Below are 20,428 nucleotides of genomic sequence, written 5' to 3'. Positions count from 1 at the left end.
TGCGGATAAATGCCTGACTTTGAAGGGAGCCCGCTATGATAAACGACCGTGATTCTGAACTTCATCACTCGCTTAACCTCGCTGGATTTCGAGCCTTGGCTACGGCGGCTGGGCTCCTGCAGTTATGCAGAGAGTTGAAGACTGCGGGCACCCTGAATGCTGAAGCCATCGACCGTATTCGCGACGCGATGTTCAAGGAGTTGATCGAGGGCGCTGCTCCGTCCCGCAGGCATGACCCGGCATTTCGCGACCACCTCAGCCACCGGCTGGAAGGTCTGTTTTCTGGTGCCGAGAGCCTGAACGACACGCCGGTTGTACCAAGCCGCTAAGCGTGCGCCGTGTCCGCCGGTCATCTTCATTGCGTAATGGCCTCCGCATTGAGGAACTCGCCGTGATGACAAGCGTGATGGTGAGTGCAAAAAATCGGGAAATAGGCCGCAAAGCCGTCGAGATAAGGTAGCTGCAGCGTTGCCGCCCACGATGCACATATCAATATGATCCAAGTAATATGCTGATCAGGGCTTCAAATGCGCGACTTGAATCACAAGGAAATTGCCCTCCGACGTGCTGGCGGCAGTCGTGGCAGCGACGCGCGATCACCTTCGCGCGCTGCCTGAGCGCGACCGCCGATAATGAGGTCTTGCGCAAGGGCAAAGGGCGGCGATCTCACTCCCATCCCAAACACCCGGGGTGGTCGGCTCCCGTCCGGCAAAGCCGTGAGCGTTGAATGCCTGCGCCTGTCGAAACCCGCCGTTTAAGCGGGCCCGGCCGAACGTCTTGAGTTGGTCGCGAGCTGCCGGTCCGCTTTCTCTGCCGAAGCTGCTGTCGACGCCCTACCCGATAGCACGAGCACCGGCGGTTGAGGCGATGTGACCGGGCCCGCTGCGTGCGCAGCGGGCCCGGGGACGGGAGCCGGGGGTGCGGGGCATCAGCGGGGGCAGCGCTGCGCTATGAGGAGGGCTCCACGCAGCCCCCGCTGCCGGCGGCGTTGTGCCATTTCTATTTTGCTGCGGAATGTGCCTTTTCTAACTGGCGGCAACAAAAATTTTTTCAAATGTAAGCGCAACGTACAAATGGCACAGCTCAGCAAATTAGAAATGGCACAACCGTGCCTTCGCTGAGGCGATCGTGTCCATTGGCGCCCTCGACAACGAGGGTGTGCAGCGATGGCGGTACTGGCGATGAGCGATACCGAGATCTACCGGTTCGACACCTTGATGCGGCTCGAGCGCGGCGAGCTTCGGCCAGCCCGGGCTATGCAGCTGCTCGGACTGGAGCGCAGTCAGCTATATCGGCTGCTCCGCCGGCTACGCACTGACGGCGCTGCTGGCCTGGTATCACGGAAGCGAGGCCGCCCCAGCAATCGGCGATTCAGCGATGCCTTCCGCGAGGATGTCGTTGCCATCGTTCGCGAGCGCTACGCCGATTTTGGCCCGACGCTGGCGGCCGAGTATTTGGCCGAGCGGCACGGCATCACGCTGTCGCACGAGACGCTGCGGCAGCTGATGATCGGCGCGGGCCTGTGGAAAGCCAAGGCCACCAAGCGCGCCAGGCTCCACCAAACCCGCAACCGGCGCGAGCGCCGGGGCGAGCTCATCCAGGTCGATGGTTCGGATCATGACTGGTTCGAGGGTCGCGGGCCACGCTGCAGCCTGCTGGTCTATATCGACGATGCCACGAGCGAGCTGATGCACCTCGAGATGGCGGAAAGCGAGAGCGCCCTCTCCTACCTGCAGGCGACCCGGACCTATCTCGAGCGCCACGGCAAGCCGATCGCCTTCTATTCGGACAAGCACAGCGCCTTTCGGAACAACCGCGCGACTGCCGACAGCGACGGCATGTCGCACTTGGTCCGTGCGCTCGACAAGCTCGGCGTCGAGATCATCTGCGCCAACTCGCCGCAGGCCAAGGGGCGGGTCGAGCGGGCGAACAGCACGCTCCAGAACCGCCTCGTCAAGGCGATGCGGCTTGAAGGCATCTCCTCCATCGAAGAGGCCAACACCTTTCTCCCCTCTTACCTCTTGCGCCACAATGCTCAGTTCGCCTGCCCGCCTGCGGATCCTCGGGACGCGCATCGGCCGCTCGCCCCGCACGAGAATGTGGAAGCCGAGATGGTCTGGCGCGTCGAGCGCTCTGTCACCGCCGCTCTGGCGCTCCACTACAACAAGGTGATGTTCATCCTGGAGCCGACGCCGCTGGCGCGGACGCTGGCCCGAAAGCGCGTTCATGTCTGCGAGTATCCCGATGGCCGCATCGAGGTGCGGCACGGCGAAGTGGCCCTGCCCTACCGCGTCTACGACAAGATGCAGCGGGTCAACCAAGCCGAGATCGTCGAGAACAAGCGGCTAGGCGCTGCCTTGGCTATGGCTGCGGCAATCCAAGCCGTGACGCCCCATCATCGGCAGAGGAACAACAACGCGCCGGCGCGCGACTCCCGCTCGGTTGGCATTTTTGCCCCTAACCCTCCGAAGGAAGCAAAGGTCGACCGACGAACGCTCTGTACCCCTAAACTGAAGCGTGTCCGGCGGGCTGAAGCCGGGGAGCCAATCGTCAAAGCGGCAACGTAGCGGCGCCAGGCAGCGACGGCAGCTCTGGCCGAAAAAGCAGCCGGTCTGCTCCCGCCCCAATGTCGGTCGTTCAGCGTCGTGATCGGAGCACCTGAAAGCGGTCGTTCGTTCATCTTCGACTTTGAACGTCATTTTGACGAGGTTTGGGACAGAGCCGTCGTTCACGGATCTCCACTTGAAGGACGGCTTTCGGGCAAAGCAGACGCTTCAGTGTCGCACGGACGCCCCCGTGAGCCAATCGGCAGGCCGTTACGGATCCAACTGATCAACACAGCCTACCGCCCAGGGAGCGAGGGCTGGTTCAGCACGCAGCTGGCGTCCCGGAAAGCATCCTTGCAACAATGGAAGAGTGTTGCAACCCGCCGACATGATCATGACTAGCTTTGCGACGAACATAGCGAATCCCGCTCGTCAGACATCTAGGGCGCACAGACACACTTAGCCCATTAAAAAGATCCTCGATGCGAACACATCTTTGCCGTCAGCCTACCTCCGCTGACATCATGCTGTCGGTTCTTCCGGAAAAGCCGCTTTTGATTCTACAAGATCAAGGGATTCATCGCACTAGATGCGATCAGCAGCGTTCCGAGCTGACGCCCTATCAACTATAGCCTGGTCCCGACTGATTCGACTTTAGCCGGCACTACAATTTACTTTAAGCAAGATCAGCGAGAATAGCGGCTGCCCGCTCTTCAGTGCTGTCTGACCGAAGCAGGAAGATCAGGGCGCGGTGGTAGCTTTCCCGTTCAGACCATCAATCGTCACCTTGCCGTCAGCGGCGACAAGCACGCTCACGCGCCGCACGCCTTGGCTGTCGATCAGCACCATGCCTGAGACGCCGGCATTGTTGAGGAACAGATAGGACGAGGCGCCGCCCTCCCGATCGAACTTCACATGCGCGCCCTTGTCGTCAATTTCGATCGCGGCAGTCGGTCCGCCCGCCACGGGGTTGGCAAGTTTAACGGAAGGACGACCCTGCTCGTCGAGCTGCACCGTCACAGCCGGCTTGGCATCGCGGCCGGTCAGCACGATCGACGGCGTCCCCTTTGCCGCAGACATCAGGATGCGAGGCGCGCCAGCTGCATCGACAATGCGGACCTCGGAAGTGACAATAGGCGGCGGTGGAGTGTGTTGCATACAGTGCTCCTGAACATCAATGATCGGCAACAGCCGCGCTGAATGCGGCAACGGCGTGGGAGAAGCGCGGCGCCCCCACGTCGAAGGACCAGCTAGAGAGCGAAGTGCGCTGGACGAGCCCGATTGCCTGCAGCCGCGCTTGCGCATCGAGGGTCGCCGCCAATCCCGCCACCATGGCCTTTGGCGCGCCGCTCGTATGGTCGGGCTCCAGGCCGCTATCCAGCATGCTCGGTGCCAGCGCGCCCGAGCCGGCGCCCAGCGCCAGGGCAGTCGAGACCGCCAGCCGCACGGCAGATGATAGCGCCGACGCGGACCAGCCGATCGGCGAGCCCATGCCTAAGATCAGCAGCGCGCGTGCGGCTACCGTTGCGGGCGGCTGGTCGATATAGAGCGTTTCACCGACATTGGCGCGAAAGATGCCCTCGCCCCGCAGCCGCAGCCGCAGCAGCGTCCCGCCAAGGGCATGATCCAGATGGGCGAGCCCCCCGGTCGGCGGGCCACCGCCGAGTTCGGCCTCGAACATACAGGCGCAGGACAGGTCGACTTGCGCCGCGCTGCCATCCCACGCAGCGACTTCGATGGCGACGCCGTGCAGTGTTCCAACAAGCTGGCGCTGCGTCATGGGTGGATCATGTCACGGGCATAATCGAGCCCGATGCCATAGCCGCCACCATGGTCGACGACGATGCCGCGCGCTCCCTCATAGGTGTCGTGCCGGGTCCAGTCGCGTTGCAGTTCGAGCAGGAACTGGAGCCAAGAGGTCGGCACCGCGCCGGCCTGCGCCAGGCGCTGCAATGCCGCCTCATGGCTGGCAGGCGTGAGGCCGCCACACGCATCGGCCACGACGCGCACCGCATAGCCTTCGGCAAGCGCCGAGAGGACGGGAAAACTGACACAGGCCTCGGTGAGCAGCCCGGCCACGACCAGCGTACGGCGCCCGGTCGCGATCACGGCGGCTTTGGCCGCTTCGTCCTCCCACAGATTCATGTTGCGCCGCTCGATCGGGGCGACCTCGGGCAGCACGGCGCGGAGCGGCGGCATCAGCGGCCCGCTATAAACCTTTGAGGCGGAGGTGCTGACGATCACTGGGACGTCGAACACCTTGGCGGTCTTAGCGAGCGCGACGAGGTTGCTGCGAACGCTCTGGCGGTCCCCCGACCCCGTGGCGAAGGCAAGGCCTGCCTGTGCGTCGACGATCAGGACCGCACAATCCTGCGGAGTAATGAGGCTGGCAGCGGTCATCGGCGCGATCTCCATTGGCAAAGCAGGCCCAGCTAGCCCGGGTGACGCTCCGAGCGCTTGTCGATTCCGCTGCCTTTTTGGCGGTGTTTGCCGCGGGCGAAGCGCGGCGGAACCTCCGCCGCCAGATGTCCGAAACCGACAAAAGATCGGACGCAGCGCCAATCCGGCTGGCCGCGACGCCGCCATGGTGCGGCGCCGCGTTCCCAAGGATTTCGCTCGATGATCACCTCCGCCGGCCATATCCTCCGTGCCAACGGCATCCGTCAGAACTATATCGATGCCGGAGCAGGCGCGCCGGTGGTGCTACTCGACGGCTTTCCCGAGGCCAATTTCGCTTGGCGCCACCAGATCCGGTGCTCGGCGAGTTCTATCGCATCACCGCGCCGGACCTGCGCGGCTATGGCGAGACCGACAAGCACGCCGGCGGCCATGACAAGCGTACCATGGCGCGCGACCTCGCCGAACTGCTCGACGCGCTCGGCTCGGCATCGATCGCATCGCACTGCTAGGGTATGATCGCGGCAGTCCCTGCTATGGGACGGGATCAGAGGCAGTTTTGATCATGGCCCCAACGCTGGGATGCCGACGTAAGGGGTAAGTGATATTGGCGTACCGGTCTGGTCGGGCAGTTGCTCGCCGCATCCTTGCCGCGGTGGCTCTCTTCGCTAGTATAACGATTTTCAGCGCAGGCGCTAAACCGACTGGCACTGCTCCTGCGCCTGCCTACCGACTTACGCGATGGTCGTTTGCCGACGGCGCGCCAGCCGGCATTCGCGCCATTGCCCAGACCCTTGATGGCTTCCTGTGGCTGGGCACGTCGAACGGCCTTTACCGCTTCGATGGCGTTACGTTCGAGCGAATAGAAACTGACGACCGACGGCCCAGTAGGTCCAGGCAAGTCAACGCACTGCTCGCAACCCCGGATGGACAGCTTCTGGTCGGCTACCAGAAGGGGGGGATAGACGTCTATCGCGGGGGGCGGCTCGTTGATTTGCGATTGCCGGCTCAGGTCGTGGGATATGCCGCTCAATTGACGACAAGCCCCGATGGGAGCGTCTGGGCTCTGCTCCAAGGCCCGGACATGGCGTGGTTGGGCCAGCTCCGCCAGCGGCGATGGCGCTGGTTCCACTCGGGCACAACGCTACCAAGTCAACCCGGCCAGTCGGTTTTGCCCGTGCGCAACGGTGACACCTATCTCGCCATGTATCCCTCGATCCTCCGCCTCCGTCGCGGCGGGGTTCGGTTTGAAGTGCTCCCGACCAGGGTTGGCCTTGGCGCAAATCTTCTGGAGGATGCCGCCGGCCGGGTCTGGATCGTTGATGAAACTTCGATCCGGAGCGTCCTCACGCCAAGCACCGGCACCAAACTGCCTCCGTTTCGCTTCGACAACCAGCCCCGGCCATCAACCGTGCTGCAATCTGGCGAAGTATGGATCGGTGCCGATAACGGCCCAGCACTACGTTACAATCCGGACGCCATCACGTCGCCGCTGGCTCCCATGCCAACCCAGTCGCTCCCCGCCCCGTCTGGTTCGGGACGGGCGCGAACGCTGTCGATATTCCAGGACCGTGAAGGCAACATCTGGACCGGCCGGGTTACCGGCCTGGAGCGGTTGACACGTGGGGGGCCTGCAATCCTGTCACCGGATCTCGATTTGACGACCGGCTTTGTCAGGGCCGGACGAGCGGGTGACATCTACGTCGGAGCTCGAGATGGCCTCTATCGCCTAAACCGGCTCGGCGCTGCCCCCTCACGCATTCTCCTGGCAGGCAGGCAGATCTACATGCTCTGCGGGGCTGAAGATGGCCGGTTGCTCGTCGCAGACGTCGACCACACCTACCTTATTTCACCAAAAGCCCCTCCCCGGCTGATCCGCCAGAACAACGAGTTCACGCCGCAATCGTGCGCAGTTGATCGGCAGGGCCGGTTTTGGGTCCAGAAGCACGGGCTTTTCTTGGTCCAAGAGGATCGCTTTGTGACGGCGCCAGACTCGCTGGGTCCGCAGCAGCGAGGACGCGTGCTGCGGACGCTCGACGCAGCGCTGATCAACTACAGTCCCCGCCCCTACATCGTTACAATGCAGGACGGTCGCACCACCCAGCTCTGGAGTGGCAAAGACATCGTCATCGGTACCGTCCAAGCGATTGTCCCGTTCGATACCGGCTTTATCGCGGCGGGCGAATACGGACTTGCCTACCACGACAGCACAGGCTTTTCCGTCCTGGATGCGCGACGCTACCCGTTCCTTGGAGCAGTGACCGGTCTGACGACTACACAGGATGGGCGGACGTGGCTCATCGGGCGCGAGGGCATCTTCTCTTTGGCGACGAGCGATCTTCGCAGCGCCTTCAAACATTCGGGCGCACCGATCCAGGTCTCGCGTTTTGGTCACGAGCAGGGTCTGCAGTCTCGGCTGTCCAGCGACGAAGCGAACGACGTCATGCAAGATGCTGACGGCAACATCTGGTTCAACACAAATCAGGGACTGGCCTGGATCGATCCGACGGCCCAACTCGGGGCGAAGGTGGGTCCGAACGTCGTGATCCAAAGTCTCGACGCGGCGGGCAGACACTATCCGGGCAGCAGCGCGGTCATCGCGCTACCAGTCGGCACCACGGACTTGCGGTTCGACTTCACGGCGCTGGGCCTCACCGATGCCGGTTCCAATCGCTTCCGTTATAGGCTCGACGGACGGGACCAAGCATGGACCGACGCTGGTAACCGTCGCGAAGCCTTCTTCACGAATCTTGGTCCGGGCCGATATGTGTTTCGGGTGAAGGCGGCCAATAGCGCTGGCATATGGAGCCCGACCGACGCCACTCTCTCCTTCGCCATCAAGCCGGCGTTCCATCAAACCATATGGTTCATTGTGCTGATCGCGGGCCTAGCCTGTGTCGCGCTCTGGCTGCTGTACCGCCTTCGGCTCGCGGTGGTGGGGGAACGGTTGAGACAAAGGATTGAGGGTCAGGTCGAAGAGCGGGAGCGGATCGCGCGGGAACTTCACGATACCTACCTGCAAAGCGTCCAGGGCTTGATCTTGCGGTTCCAAGCCATCGCGGAAGGCATCCCCTCCGGGTCCAGAGGCCGCCTCCAAATAGAGGAGGCGCTCGATCGTAGTGACGAAATCCTCGTTGAGGGACGAAAGCAAGTCCTGAATTTGCGCAACATCGGCGCAGTGGCAGACCTCGAAGCGCGCCTGCTCCCCCTGCTCGAGAGTCGCGAGACCCTGCATACGGTTGGCCGTCAACGCCTCGTCTGCGCGCCCATCGTGGAGCAGACCGCGGCAATCGTCCGCGAGGCACTCCTGAACGCGAGACGTCATGCGGCCGCCACCGGCATAGACGTGAGCATCACGTGCCGCAGACGCGGATTGACGGTCGTGGTGCGAGACAATGGTGTGGGAATTGACACCGCGACAGCGACGGACGGGCGCGAAGGACATTTCGGATTGTGCGGCATGCGTGAGCGCGCCGAGAAGATGCACGCCCGGCTCGTCATTCAAGGAACCCCGGGAACTGGAACGATCGTTCGCCTGGAGATTCCCGCACGCACTGCCTTCCGGGCGCCATCACGGTGGTTGCGCCTGATCGGCTAAGCACCCCGTAACCCCCGCCAGAGAATGGTGGCGAACATATCAGAGAGGGGCGTCTGGCTCCGGATCGTCCAAATCGACCGCCGGCACGCTTGCCGCGATCGCAGCCCCTACCCCCGCGATAAGCGCAAGCAGAACGAAGACCCAACGAAAGGCGGCGAGCACGTCGGAAGCGGGCAAAGCTGCCGAACCAAGACCCGCGCTTCCCACGCCGCTGAACTTGGCTTCGATCAAGAGGATGGCGCCGGGTACACGGTATTCCAGCACCCCGATAAGGACGGCCGAGGTGATCGCCGTACCAAAAACGCCGCCGATCGACCGCGCGAAGGACAGGGTCGCCGTCGCGACGCCGAGGCGCGCCTTGCCACCGGACCACTGCACCATTGTCTGTGCCGCGGGCATCGTCGTCCCGAGCCCCAGGCCGAACAGGATCGAGGCGCAACCGATCGCCCAACCGCCATGCTCCACGGTCGCGGCCAGGACCGCGAAACCAAGCGCTGCCAATGCCAGCCCCCACACAAGCGGCCCTCTGGGCAGCCCCGTTACCGAGATCCGCAACCCCGTCCAGGTGGAAACAATGACCTGCGCGAGCGTGAACGGAATGAGCAGCAGCCCGGCCAGACTTGGACTCATTCCCAACGCCAGCTGAAGGAAAAGCGGAACCTGCACGACCGCGGCAAAGAGCGTTGCCGCGAACAGACCAGTCACGAGCGTCAGGCGCCAGACGATGGGTTGCTGGAGCAGACCTGGCGAAATCAAGGGTGCGGAGACCCGCCGCTCTATAGGCAGCAGCGCGGCGAAGGCGACCACGCCGATCGCGCCTAGCGCCAACACTTCGGCGGACGTCCAGCCCAGTTGATGTCCGAGCGTCAAGCCGAGCAGGAAGCAGATCGTCCCGACGGCAAATGTCAGGGTGCCAACAATATCGAAGATGAACTTCCCCGCGCCCTTCTCGGCAGACATCGCCCAGGCGGCAGCCGTCGCGCCAAGCCCTAGCGGCACGTTGATCCAGAAGATCCAGCGCCAGCCGGCATGTTCGGAAAGCACACCGCCGAGGAGCGGACCGATCGTGCTCGCGAGCGCGAACAAGGCTCCAAACCAACCTTGGAAACGCCCGCGGTCCTTTGGCGCGACAGCCTCACCGATCAGAGACTGCGACAGCGTCATCAAGCCGCCGCCGCCAAGACCTTGCGCGGCACGCGCGACGACGAGCGTCGTGAGGTCGGGTGCGACGCCACAACCCAGCGATCCGACGATGAACATCGCCAGCGCGCCAAGAAGCGCCGTTTTACGCCCCACTGCGTCACCGATGCGGCCATAGATCGGCGCCGCCACGGTAGCGGCGAGCAGATAGGATGTGACGATCCAGGAGACGCTCGTGAAATCGTGCAAGGCCGCGGCGATCGCCGGCAATGCAGTCGATATGATCGTCTCGTCCAGGGTGCCGAGGAACATCGCCGGGGCGACGCTGAGGAACACGCCGCGAAAGGCCTTGCTCCTCGCGGTTGTATTCGCCGGCGTAGACTTAGGTGAGGAAGCCATGGCCTGCCTCACGCTATGTTCTCTATCTTAAGTATCGGCGCAGTCGCCGCACGGGTAGCGCGGCATGCTTCGGCATCCAGGGTAAGGTCGATTCCGTACGTGGGAATGATTGCCTTAAGCGCCGGCAGCCACGCGTCGTCGGTCAGTTTCTCAGGAAAGCATTTCTGCAGCACCTCAAGGGCGACGAACGCAGCCGTCGATGCGCCTGGTGACGCCCCAAGGAGTGCCACGAGCGATCGGTCGCCTGCGGCCACCAACTCGGTCCCGAACTCCAGCACGCCGCCCCTATTGGCGTCGGGCTTGATCACCTGCACGCGTTGGCCTGCTACTGCTTCCTTCCACTCGAGCCGCTTGGCATTGGGAAAGAACTGTTTCAGCATCTCGAACTGGTGTGCGCCCGTCTGAAGTACCTGGCCGACAAGATACTCTGTCAGCTTGGCATTGTCCTTTGCGACTTCGAGCAGCGGCACGATGTTGTGGGGCGTCACCGATCGGAACAGATCTGTTAGCGAGCCGTGTTTGAGGAACTTGCTCGAAAAGCCGGCATAGGGACCAAACAGCAGCGACGTCTTGCCCTCCACCACGCGGGTGTCGAGATGCGGGACCGACATCGGCGGCGATCCCGTCGATGCCTTGCCATAGACCTTTGCGTGATGACGTGACGTTACGGCGTCGACCTCGCAGCGCAGCCATATGCCGCTAACCGGGAAGCCGCCATAACCTTCGCCCTCCGGAATACGCGATTTCTGGAGGAGTTCGATCGAAGCGCCGCCGGCGCCGATGAAGACGAAGCCCGCCGAGACCGATTGCCGCGTGCCGTCGAAAGTGTCCTCGATCTCCACCCGCCAGCGCCCGTCAGCTTCACGCGACAGGTCAACCACCTTGCGGTTATAGTGGATCGCGACACTTGGCTGCACCTGAAGATGCCCAACGAGCAGATGCGTCAGCGCGCCATAGTCGACGTCTGTCCCGGTGATCATCCGGGTCGCCGCGATCGGTTGACCTTCAGCACGGCCTTCCATGATGAGCGGTGCCCATTCAGCTATCTGCTTACTGTCCTCGCTATATTCCATGCCATGATAGCAATGGTGTGCCGACATCGCTTCAAAGCGCGCCCTGAGGAAGGCGACGTTGTCCTCGCCCCAGACGAAGCTCATGTGCGGGCAAGGATGTAGGAACGCGCGCGGATCGGGGATAGCCCCCTTGCGGACTAGATAGGTCCAAAGCTGCCGTGACAGATCAAACTCGGTATTGACCTTAAGCGCCTCCGAGATGTCGATGCTGCCATCTGCGCGCTGCGGCGTATAGTTGAGCTCGCAATTGGCCGCGTGACCGGTGCCGGCGTTATTCCATGCTTGCGAGCTTTCCTGACCGCAATCGTCCAAGGTTTCGAAGATCGTGATCGACAAGGTCGGATCAAGTTCTTTGAGGACAGTGCCGAGCGTCGCGCTCATGATCCCGGCGCCGATCAGCACGATGTCCGGACGGTTGTTCTGCGTGCTCATCGATCGCTATCCTTCTTGACGAATTGCAGGTCGGCGCCCTCCTGGTAGACCACATAGGCACGCCGCCACGGCGCATCGCCGATCAGGCGCCAGCGGTGACCGGTGCCACTATTGTCTTGGGCAAGCAGGACTTCACCCGGGTTCAGCGTGAAGGTCGCACCCGAGACAGTCTCGAATTCGATGGTGCCAGACAGCATCAGCACGAACCGAGGCACGGGATCCTGGTGCCAGGCGAAGGTTCCGCCAGCTTCCGTTTCCTGAAATGACAGTGCCGAAACGTCAATCGATTGGCCCACACTGTCTCCCCGCGTGCCGGGCGACAGGTCGATCATCCCTTCTTCAAACAGCGAATTGCCATCGCTACCCGTCCACATTCGCACGCATCTAATCATCGGACGCCCTCCTTGTTGGGGATCCGCAGCGCCGATTGACCGGCGCCGCGGCGGATACCATTTGCCGTGCGCCGATCTCAGGCGCCTGCGACGCCGCTGCCGACCAACGCCTGCGGGTTGACCACGCGGTCGAAGGTGGCCGCATCGACCCTGCCAGACTTGAGCGCAGCATCGCGCAGCGTTGAGCCGTCGGCATTGGCGGCCTCGGCGATGTGGGCGGCATTGTCATAGCCGATCACCGGCGACAGCGCGGTCACCAGCATCAAGGATTGGTTTACGCTCTCGTCGATCCGCTGGCGGTTGAGTTCGGTACCCTCGATCGAGAAGATTCGCATCTTCTCGCACATGTCGCCGAGGATACGGGCGCAATGCAGCACATTGTTGATGATGATCGGCCGCATCGCATTCAACTCGAAATTGCCTTGGCTGCCGGCAAAAGCCACGCTGCAGTCCTCGCCGATCACCTGGATGCAGACCATCACCATCGCCTCGCACTGGGTAGGATTAACCTTGCCCGGCATAATCGAGGAGCCCGGCTCGTTCTGGGGCAAAAGCAGTTCGCCAAGGCCGCAACGAGGGCCGGAGGCAAGCCAGCGCATGTCATTCGCTATCTTCATCAGCGCAACGGCAAGTCCACGCAATGCCGCGGAAACGGCCACCATTCCGTCGAGCGATCCCTGAGCAGCGAACTTGTTCGGCGCCGTGACGAATGGCTTGTGGGTCAACGTTGCGATCGATTGGGCGATATCGATCGAAAAGTCCTTCGGCGCGTTGAGGCCGGTGCCAACGGCGGTGCCGCCGGCTGCGAGCCGGTAGATGCTTGCCATCGAACTCCGCACAACCGCAATTGCATCGCGCACCTGCGCAGCATAGCCCGACCATTCCTGGCCCACGGTGAGCGGCACCGCATCCTGAAGATGCGTGCGCCCTGTCTTCACCACGTGCATCCACTCGTCGGCCTTTGCTTCGATCGCGGTGGCGAACTGTTCGGCTTGGGGCAGAAGCACGTCGTCGAGCTCGAATATGACGGCGATGTGCATCGCGGTCGGGAAGGTGTCGTTTGACGACTGGCCCATATTCACATGATCGTTCGGGTGTACCGGGGCTTGGGTGCCGAGTTTCCCGCCGAGCAACTGGATCGCGCGGTTCGAGAGCACCTCGTTGACGTTCATATTGGACTGGGTGCCCGAACCGGTCTGCCACACGTAAAGAGGGAAATGCTCGTCCAGCTTGCCGGCAATGGCCTCCTCCGCAGCGCGGATGATCGCATCGGCGCGCCATTGCTCCAACCGCCCGGCCTTCGCGTTCACCAGCGCCGCCGCTTTCTTCACATAACCATAGGCGTGGTAGACTTCCTTCGGCATTTTGTCGTTGCCGATCGAGAAATGCTGCAGCGAGCGCTGGGTCTGTGCGCCCCAATATCGATCCGCTGGGACATCCACGGTCCCCATCGAATCGAACTCTTGCCGGTCGCCGGTCGCGTTTATCCCGATGGGGATGTCGTGAAGGGTAGGCGCGGCGGCAGGATCTGCGCTGGCATGGTCGAGGTTGGTCATGTTGCACTCCTGTTGTCGAACGATTCGACGCGTTTTCAGCAGGTCAACAGGTTCATAGATTGTCGGATTTTGCGCCGCAGCATGCTGAGCGCGGCGATTTGTATATTCTTGATGCTGAATTTGGCGAACCAGCTTCGCGAACGTCCTGTGCATGTATGCTTCTTCAGCAAGGAGGGTGCGGTATGCTTCAGGATCAGAAGGATGCGAGCGGTGAACTGGTCGCAGTACTGCATGCAAATGGCCAACAGACCGCGGAAACCGAAAGGATCCTGCACCGGCTCACACGGACGTGGGGTGAACCTTCGGTCCTGCTGCCCGGCTGGCAGAGCAGTGCGATCACGGCCTCGTCGCTGACCACGGGTACTGTGACGATGCTCGCGGCAGTGCCCGACAGCGTCGCCATGAACCGGGTAGCAGCTGCGGGCAGAATTGCGGAGGCCGCGCGCGTCGGACAACTGAACCCAACGCAGATGGTAATCGAGCTTCAGTCGGCCCGGAACTTGCCGCTTGCGTCCGATACGGCGTTCGCGCTGGCAAGCGCGCTCGGAGCCGCCGCCCTGGCGCTCAGTTTCGGAGCGGTTCATTGGCTCACCTTGCTTGTCGTCAGCCTAAGCGCCGGCTGCGGTGGGGTTTTGCGCCGCCGGATCGGTCGCGCGGGGGGGTCAGCCCTCCTGCAGGTCTTCCTGGCGGCCCTGCTCGCCGGGATAATCGGCGCGATCTGCGTCCGACTGGGCGTGAGCTCCGATCTCCGGCTGATGGCGGTGTGCCCCTGCATGGTTATGGTGCCCGGACCACATCTGCTGAACGGTGCCCTCGACCTTCTCGATAACCGGCTTCCGCTCGGCGCCTCGCGCCTGTTGTTCGCAACGCTTACCCTGTCTGCAATTGCTACGGGCCTGCTGTGCGGGCTGCTGGCGCTGAACGTCACGCTCCCCCCTGCCCCTCCGGGTCGCGACGTCCCACTCGCGATCGTAGTAATCGCAGGCGGGGTCGCGGCAGCGTGCTATTCCACCTTTTTTTCGCTGCCTCGACATCTGCTTGGCTGGCCGGTCTTCGCCGCGATGCTGGCCGATGCCGCACGATGGGCGGCGATGACGATCCTGCATCTCAGCCCTGCGGGTGGTGCCGGCGTCGCTGGACTGATCGCGGGCCTGTTGTTGGTCCCCGTTTCACGGCGATGGCATGTCCCGTTCGCCGGGATTGGCTTCGCCGCGATCGTATCGCTGATGCCGGGCGTTTTCGTCTTCCGGATGGCAGCAGGGATCGTCGCTCTGTCGAGTGCGCCTACGACATCCGTACCCGCCCTGATTGAGGCAGTCGCGCTGGACGGGCTGACCGCAGCGCTCATCATCGCCGCGCTGACGCTCGGCATCGTCATTCCCAAACTTTTCTATGACGCCTTGGCTCGCGATCGGGGGATATCGGCATGAGCGCTGTCCCCGCACCTACGAGTGACAACTCGGTTGAGCCAAACTCCGCCTGGCTGGCCGGCACCCTCAGCTGCATCGCGGGAACGGTGGACGTAATCAGCTGGATCACCCTGTCGGGCCTGTTTACCGCGCACGTTACCGGCAATCTCGTCGTGATGGCGGCCGACGGCGTGGCCGGGCGCGAGATGCATCTGGCCGCAGCGATCGCCGTGCCGTTGTTCATCGCTATCACGGCCACCATCGGTGCAGCGGTTCAGATCCTGCAGCCGCCGGGACAATGCAAGGTACAGCTACTGCTTGCGGGACAGTTCGTATTGCTGGCGGCATGCGCTGCGTTTGTGTCGATCGCGGGGTCTTCCGGCGACATTTGGGTAGCGGTACTGGCCATCGCCGCAATGGCAACGCAGAACGCGCTGCTCCACCTCAGCGTGACTCCAGTGCCGACAACAGCTGTTATGACCGGCAATATCGTATCCGCGACGCTGGCCATGGTCGCCCTTCTACTGGCGAAAGGCGCCTTGAGGGATGCCGCGCAAAAACAATGGCGTCAGGCGTCGCCCATTCTGTTGGGCTTCGTCGTGGGTTGCGTGGCGGGCGCTGGCGCCGCGGCGTGGCTGGATCGTGGCGCGTGGTTCGTGCCCGCCGCACTCTCGGCGCTCTTGTGGGCCGGTGTGGGCGGGAGCGGTTCATCCAGGTTCAAAACCGGGGGAATTTGACAAGGGGTTGGGAGGAATGATTGCTGGGCGACAAAGATCAATCTCGCGCCAACCAGCCAAAACGCCTCGGGTTCTTACAAGAAATTGCCGTGGACAGGTCGCTACGCAGCCAGAAAACCGCGATTGGCGCCGAGATGCGGAGGTTCGTTCCGTCTCGGGAGCCGGGCGAATGGCTGGGAGAGCGGACAGATGACAGCGATTTTGCTGGCGACCAACGATGCCTTGTTGGTCGGGGCGTACCGCGATCTGCAAATTGCCGTTGGACCGCGAGACTCGGTTACTGCCGATGTCGAAGTTGCCGTGGTGGGAATGTTCACCCGTGAATTGGCTGAGGGGCCAATCGGCGGGCTCCTACACTTGGATCGTACGATGGGAAACGCAACGACCCGCCTGCGCCGAGATGGTATTTTTCGCGCCGCCCCAGGCGAATTACTGGCTCTTTCACCGATTGCTCCGCCTATCAAGGCGTCAACAATTCTCCTCGTCGGTCTTGGTGATCCCGTACACTGGACACCCGCCATCCTCGGGATCGCACTGCAGTCCGCGGCGAGGGATGTGCGTCGACGTGGCGCAAGTTCCGCAAGTTTCGCGCCGAGCCTGCTTGATAGCGGCATTGAGGTCAACGACCCCGACATGGTCGCTGAACAGATGCTCGAGGGCCTGTTTCAATGCGCCACCGTGCAGCCAAAGGCGGAGGCGACGCTTTGGTTATTCTGTGCTGACTCAGCGCACCTGACCGCAACGCACGCTGCGTTGAGCCGCACCTTTGTCAAATACGCTGCTCGCTGAACTGGCCACTCCCAAGCTTGCAAACGCATTGAGGAGCGCCATAGGTGCTACTTCATTGCCCCGTTGAAGGTCTTGCCTTGTCAGCACTCGCAGCGATACGCATTCTCATCGTCGACGATCACCCCTTCCTGCGCGAAGGTGTGCGCAGGGTCATTGAGACTCAGGAAGATATGGTCGTGGTCGGTGAAGCCGGTACGGGCGAGGCCGGCGTTCAGCAGCACGCCGCGCTGCTCCCGGACATTGTCCTGATGGACCTTCAGATGCCGGGGCTCAACGGAGATGAGGCAATCACTGAGATTCGGGCTCGATCGCCCAGAGCCCGTGTCATCGTCCTGACCACATATGAAGGCGATGCGCACGCCGTTCGCGCACTGCGCGCCGGGGCATCAGGCTATCTACTCAAGAGCAGCCTTCGCAAGGAACTGCTGCAGGCGGTCCGCTCGGTTCATGCCGGGGGCAAGCACATCGACGCACAGGTCGCGACCAACATTGCGATGTACATCGCGTCGGAAACCTTGACCGAGCGCGAAATCGCCGTGCTGTCGCTTGCTGCAAAAGGTAATCGAAACAAGCAAATAGCGTTTCAGCTCAGTATCTCGGAGGATACCGTTAAAGGGCATTTGAAAACCATGTTCGCAAAGCTGGGTGCAGCCGATCGCACGCACGCTGTGACGCTGGCGGCAAAGCGCGGGCTGATCGAACTGTAGCACGCAACTTACTCAAAAGAGGGTGATGCGGCTTACCCCACGGGGATCGTTGCCGGCCTGAGCGGCACTACAGTCGCCAACATGTTCGAAACCCGTTCCGAACCGGAAATAACAGAACGTGCGGCCCGGCAGGCACCGGCCCTGCCCGCGAGTTCCCTGGTTCTGCACGCAACGGCGCGGCGTAAGCGTGGCCGGTAGGCCGCCTTGCTATTGTGCTCGGCTTTTCAGGTAGGCGATCTTCCCGGCATGGCGGCGGCCCGCGATGGCGGCGACGGCGCGTCGGGTGAGGCGTTCGTCGATATCGTCGGGATTGTAAGGGCCGCCGTACCATTCACGTAGACGATGGTGCTCCTCGTGGGTCGGGTCGGCCATGGCATCGAGGAACATCTCGAAGCCGGGTAGCCCCCCGACATCCTCGGGCGGACAACGTCGCGCGCCATCGACAAAGCGCGGATATTGTTGGTCCGGCTCACCGGAGCCGATGCTTTCGACGGTGATGGTGTGCCGCCAGTCATCACCCATGTCGTAGGTATAGAGGAGTTCCCGTACGCCGCGGTCGAGGAGCACCGCGAGCTTGACGTTCCGCGCCGCAGCCATGCCGTGGTCCGGCCATGCCGGGTCGGGCACACCGTAGCGCCGGTCTCCGGCTTCGAAATGCCACAGGTGGTAATGCCCCCAGCCCATGGCGGCCTGGATGATGTCATGGAGCATCTTCAGGCTGGCAGTGACCGGCACGTCGACCCGGCGCCAGATGGCGGGTTCGATGTCGTTCAGGACAATATGGAGGCGGGCGATGGTTTCGGCGCTCATGCCGCCATTTTGGCAGGTTCGCCTACCCAGTTCCACGGCAGGAGTTCATCCCAGCGACTGGCCGGCCAGTCGCTGGCGATTTTGGCGATTACATCGGCGATATAGGCCTGTGGGTCGACGCCGTTGGCCTTGCAGGTCTGGATGACGGTGTAGATGGCGGCGGCGCGTTCACCGCCCACGCGCGAACCGGCGAACAGCCAGTTGCGGCGGCCGATGGCGACGCCGCGTAGCGCGCGTTCCGCGATGTTGTTGTCGATCTCCAGCCGGCCATCGTCCAGGAAGCGCGACAGCGCCGGCCAGCGCTTGGTGCCATAGGCGATCGCCTTGGCCATGTCGGACTTGGGCGACAGGCGACGCAACGCGGCATCGAGCACCGCGCGCAGCGCCTCGACCAGCAGTTTGCTGCGTTCCTGCCGTGCCCGGTGCCGAATATCCGGCGGCTGGCCGCGCACCTCGGCCTCGACGGCGTAGAACGCGCCGATCCGCTCGAGGATGTCGGTGGTCAGCGGCGTGGGCGTACGTTCGTGCAGGTCGAAGATCTTGCGCCGGAAATGCGCCCAACAGGCAACCTCAGTCACGCCGCCCCGATACAGCCCGTCATAGCCAGCATAAGCATCGGCCTGGAGGAACCCGCGAAAGCCGGCGAGATGTGCCAGCGGGTGGGCGGCGGTGCGGTCCGGCGTGAAGCGATACCAAGTCGCACGCGGCGCCGTGCTGCCCGAGGCCTGGTCGTCGGCCGCGTACACCCATAGCCGTCCCGTCGCGGTCCTGCCGCGGCCGGGGTCGAGCACCGGCACCGGGGTGTCGTCGGCATGGATCTTGTCGGCCTTGAGGACTGCGTCGCGGATACGGGCGACGACCGGATCGAGCAACGCAGTGGCCTGTCCGGCCCAGCCGGCCAGCGTCGAGCGGTCGATATCGAGCCCCTGCGCCGCCATCATCTCCGCCTGACGGTACAGCGGCAGATGGTGCTCGAACTTCGAGACCACGACATGCGCCAGCGTGGCGAAGCTGGCCTTGCCGCGCGCGACGGCGCTGGCCGGCGCAGGCGCCTGGACAATCTTCTCGCAGACCCGGCAGCTATATTTGGGGCGGATGTTGCGCATGACCCGCCAGTGCACCGGCACCACGTCAAGCATCTCATGCGCATCCATGCCCAGCCGGCGCAACGCGCCGCCGCAATCGGGGCAGGTGCAGGCGCCCGAGGCCGGTTCGTGGAAGACCTCCTCGCGTGGCAGGTGCGTCGGCAGGCTGCGGACCGGTGCCGGCCGCGACGCCGTCTCGGACAGGCGCTCCCCTACCGGCGCCGCGTCGCGCTCGGCTTCCAGCTCTTCCAGCGCCAGTTCGAGCTGCTCGATCTCGCGGCCCAGCTTCTCGGACGAGGCGCCGAACTGCATCCGCCGCAGCCGGGCGATCTGCCCGCGCAATCTGTCGATGAGCAGATCGCGGGCAGCAAGCGCGGCATTGGCCCGGGCCAGCAACGCCTCCAGCGCGGCGATCCGCGCGGTGGCATCAGCAGGGGAAACGGGCGCTTCCGACACCCGGATTTCCTAGCAGATCGCAGCACCACAGGCGAGCAAAAGCAACGCAAAACCGCCGGTTTCAGCCCGCCAGCGTCGGCGTGTACGTCCGCTCAGGGCGGCGCCAGTCGATGCCCTCCAGCAGCATCGACAATTGCGCCGGCGTCAGCACCACCGTGCCGCTTGTCGTCACTGGCCAGACGAAACGGCCCCGATCGAGCCGCTTCGAAAACAGGCACAGGCCTTGCCCGTCGAACCACAGCAGCTTGACCAGATGCCCGCGCTTGCCCCGGAACGCGAACAGCGCGCCCGAATGCGGGTTTTTCGCCAGCACCTGCTGCACCAGCACCGCCAGCCCGTCGAAGCCCTTGCGCATGTCGGTCACGCCGCACGCCAGATATACCCGCGTCGGCAACGGCGCCGGGCTCACCGCAGCACCGACAGCACCCGTGCCAGCGCCTCCGCATCCACCCCGCCGTCGACACTGATCCGCACGCCGCTGGGCAGCGCGATGTCGATGCGGCCCGACGAACACGGCACCGGCGGCGACGCGGGCACCACCGGCCGGGCGAGCCGAACCTCGGCAAACACCGGCAGCGACGCTGCCGCCCCGGCCAGCTTGCCGGCCCGCAACTGCTTGCGCCACGTATAGATCAGGCTGCTCGAAACCTCGCGCCGGGCGATCACATCGCAGACCCGCACGCCAGGCTGGAACGCCTCGGCCAGGATCTCCAGCTTCTCCGCATCCGACCATCGCCGCCGGCCCGACACACGGCCGACGACCTCCATGCGACCAGTCATACGACTGCTCGTAGGACTGCTCGTAGAACCCGAAACTCCCTGCACCACCACCGCCCTCGTTAAAGGCGGCAAGCATCCCGGCTATCAACGATGCCGCAAGGCGGCCTGCAGGCCGCGCTTAC

Annotated in this window: 19 protein-coding genes; 8 read left to right on the top strand and 11 right to left on the bottom strand. The window is 63.4% G+C overall.

Annotation, left to right across the window (positions count from 1 at the left end):
* Positions 1–134 precede the first annotated feature (134 nt).
* Together ACTJKY_RS16110 and ACTJKY_RS16105 are read left to right on the top strand one after the other, a co-directional pair.
* On the top strand, positions 135–329 hold the full coding sequence (locus ACTJKY_RS16110) for a hypothetical protein (protein WP_440847133.1): 195 nt from the start codon (positions 135–137) through the stop codon (positions 327–329).
* Between the two features lie 837 nt (positions 330–1,166).
* Positions 1,167–2,567 carry an ISNCY family transposase gene (locus ACTJKY_RS16105; RefSeq protein WP_440847132.1) on the top strand — a complete coding sequence of 467 codons (1,401 nt, stop codon included), beginning with the start codon at positions 1,167–1,169 and terminating at the stop codon, positions 2,565–2,567.
* Positions 2,568–3,287: 720 nt separating this feature from the next.
* Here the strand turns inward: ACTJKY_RS16105 and ACTJKY_RS16100 are convergent.
* The 3 genes from ACTJKY_RS16100 to ACTJKY_RS16090 all read right to left on the bottom strand — a co-directional run bounded on the left by ACTJKY_RS16100 (position 3,288) and on the right by ACTJKY_RS16090 (position 4,946).
* Positions 3,288–3,626: a hypothetical protein gene (locus tag ACTJKY_RS16100; RefSeq protein WP_440847131.1), complete on the bottom strand. Its 339-nt coding sequence runs from the start codon at positions 3,624–3,626 to the stop codon at positions 3,288–3,290.
* Positions 3,627–3,720: 94 nt separating this feature from the next.
* Entirely contained in the window at positions 3,721–4,326 is a 606-nt protein-coding gene (locus tag ACTJKY_RS16095; RefSeq protein ID WP_440847130.1) for a hypothetical protein, read from the bottom strand.
* On the bottom strand, positions 4,323–4,946 hold the full coding sequence (locus tag ACTJKY_RS16090; RefSeq protein WP_440847129.1) for a hydrolase: 624 nt from the start codon (positions 4,944–4,946) through the stop codon (positions 4,323–4,325). Before ACTJKY_RS16090 ends, ACTJKY_RS16095 begins: the two co-directional genes overlap by 4 nt.
* 335 nt (positions 4,947–5,281) lie before the next feature.
* Between ACTJKY_RS16090 and ACTJKY_RS16085 the strand changes: the two genes are divergently transcribed.
* Together ACTJKY_RS16085 and ACTJKY_RS16080 are read left to right on the top strand one after the other, a co-directional pair.
* Entirely contained in the window at positions 5,282–5,455 is a 174-nt protein-coding gene (locus ACTJKY_RS16085; protein WP_440847128.1) for an alpha/beta fold hydrolase, read from the top strand.
* Between the two features lie 143 nt (positions 5,456–5,598).
* Positions 5,599–8,541: a triple tyrosine motif-containing protein gene (locus tag ACTJKY_RS16080; protein ID WP_440847127.1), complete on the top strand. Its 2,943-nt coding sequence runs from the start codon at positions 5,599–5,601 to the stop codon at positions 8,539–8,541.
* A 39-nt stretch (positions 8,542–8,580) separates the two neighbouring features.
* On the opposite strand, the gene ACTJKY_RS16075 is transcribed toward ACTJKY_RS16080, so the two are convergent.
* The 4 genes from ACTJKY_RS16075 to fumC form a co-directional block, all read right to left on the bottom strand.
* Positions 8,581–10,017, bottom strand: coding sequence for an MFS transporter (locus tag ACTJKY_RS16075; RefSeq protein ID WP_440847126.1), 1,437 nt, complete (start codon positions 10,015–10,017; stop codon positions 8,581–8,583).
* 71 nt (positions 10,018–10,088) lie between these two features.
* Positions 10,089–11,585, bottom strand: a complete 1,497-nt coding sequence (gene mqo / locus ACTJKY_RS16070) for a malate dehydrogenase (quinone) (RefSeq protein WP_440847125.1) — start codon at positions 11,583–11,585, stop codon at positions 10,089–10,091.
* On the bottom strand, positions 11,582–11,917 hold the full coding sequence (locus ACTJKY_RS16065; protein ID WP_440847124.1) for a cupin domain-containing protein: 336 nt from the start codon (positions 11,915–11,917) through the stop codon (positions 11,582–11,584). The genes mqo and ACTJKY_RS16065 overlap by 4 nt, the downstream gene beginning before the upstream one ends.
* A gap of 137 nt (positions 11,918–12,054) precedes the next feature.
* The gene (gene fumC / locus ACTJKY_RS16060; RefSeq protein ID WP_440847123.1) at positions 12,055–13,533 is read right to left on the bottom strand and encodes a class II fumarate hydratase; all 1,479 of its coding nucleotides are present in this window, start codon (positions 13,531–13,533) and stop codon (positions 12,055–12,057) included.
* A gap of 182 nt (positions 13,534–13,715) precedes the next feature.
* On the opposite strand from fumC, the gene ACTJKY_RS16055 reads away from it, so the two are divergent.
* The 4 genes from ACTJKY_RS16055 (at position 13,716) to ACTJKY_RS16040 (ending at position 17,175) form a co-directional block, all read left to right on the top strand.
* Positions 13,716–14,963, top strand: coding sequence for a threonine/serine exporter family protein (locus tag ACTJKY_RS16055; protein ID WP_440847122.1), 1,248 nt, complete (start codon positions 13,716–13,718; stop codon positions 14,961–14,963).
* Positions 14,960–15,679 carry a YoaK family protein gene (locus ACTJKY_RS16050; RefSeq protein WP_440847121.1) on the top strand — a complete coding sequence of 240 codons (720 nt, stop codon included), beginning with the start codon at positions 14,960–14,962 and terminating at the stop codon, positions 15,677–15,679. Before ACTJKY_RS16055 ends, ACTJKY_RS16050 begins: the two co-directional genes overlap by 4 nt.
* A gap of 189 nt (positions 15,680–15,868) precedes the next feature.
* A complete protein-coding gene (locus ACTJKY_RS16045) occupies positions 15,869–16,468 on the top strand; it encodes a M17 family peptidase N-terminal domain-containing protein (protein ID WP_440847120.1) in 600 nt (199 codons plus the stop codon).
* Between the two features lie 77 nt (positions 16,469–16,545).
* Positions 16,546–17,175 (top strand): response regulator transcription factor, encoded by a 630-nt coding sequence (locus tag ACTJKY_RS16040; protein ID WP_440847119.1) that lies wholly within the window; start codon positions 16,546–16,548, stop codon positions 17,173–17,175.
* Positions 17,176–17,382: 207 nt separating this feature from the next.
* On the opposite strand, the gene ACTJKY_RS16035 is transcribed toward ACTJKY_RS16040, so the two are convergent.
* From ACTJKY_RS16035 to tnpA, 4 genes are read right to left on the bottom strand one after another with little or no spacing between them, the layout of a single operon-like run.
* Positions 17,383–17,985, bottom strand: coding sequence for a plasmid pRiA4b ORF-3 family protein (locus ACTJKY_RS16035; RefSeq protein WP_440847118.1), 603 nt, complete (start codon positions 17,983–17,985; stop codon positions 17,383–17,385).
* Positions 17,982–19,532: an IS66 family transposase gene (tnpC, locus tag ACTJKY_RS16030; RefSeq protein WP_440847296.1), complete on the bottom strand. Its 1,551-nt coding sequence runs from the start codon at positions 19,530–19,532 to the stop codon at positions 17,982–17,984. Before tnpC ends, ACTJKY_RS16035 begins: the two co-directional genes overlap by 4 nt.
* A gap of 55 nt (positions 19,533–19,587) precedes the next feature.
* Positions 19,588–19,935, bottom strand: a complete 348-nt coding sequence (gene tnpB / locus ACTJKY_RS16025) for an IS66 family insertion sequence element accessory protein TnpB (RefSeq protein ID WP_440847117.1) — start codon at positions 19,933–19,935, stop codon at positions 19,588–19,590.
* On the bottom strand, positions 19,932–20,306 hold the full coding sequence (gene tnpA, locus ACTJKY_RS16020; RefSeq protein ID WP_440847116.1) for an IS66-like element accessory protein TnpA: 375 nt from the start codon (positions 20,304–20,306) through the stop codon (positions 19,932–19,934). The genes tnpB and tnpA overlap by 4 nt, the downstream gene beginning before the upstream one ends.
* Between the last annotated feature and the right edge of the window lie 122 nt (positions 20,307–20,428).

This window comes from Sphingomonas sp. 22176, from assembly GCF_052045505.1.
Lineage (GTDB): Bacteria > Pseudomonadota > Alphaproteobacteria > Sphingomonadales > Sphingomonadaceae > Sphingomonas.
This window is presented reverse-complemented; position numbering and strand designations above follow the sequence as displayed.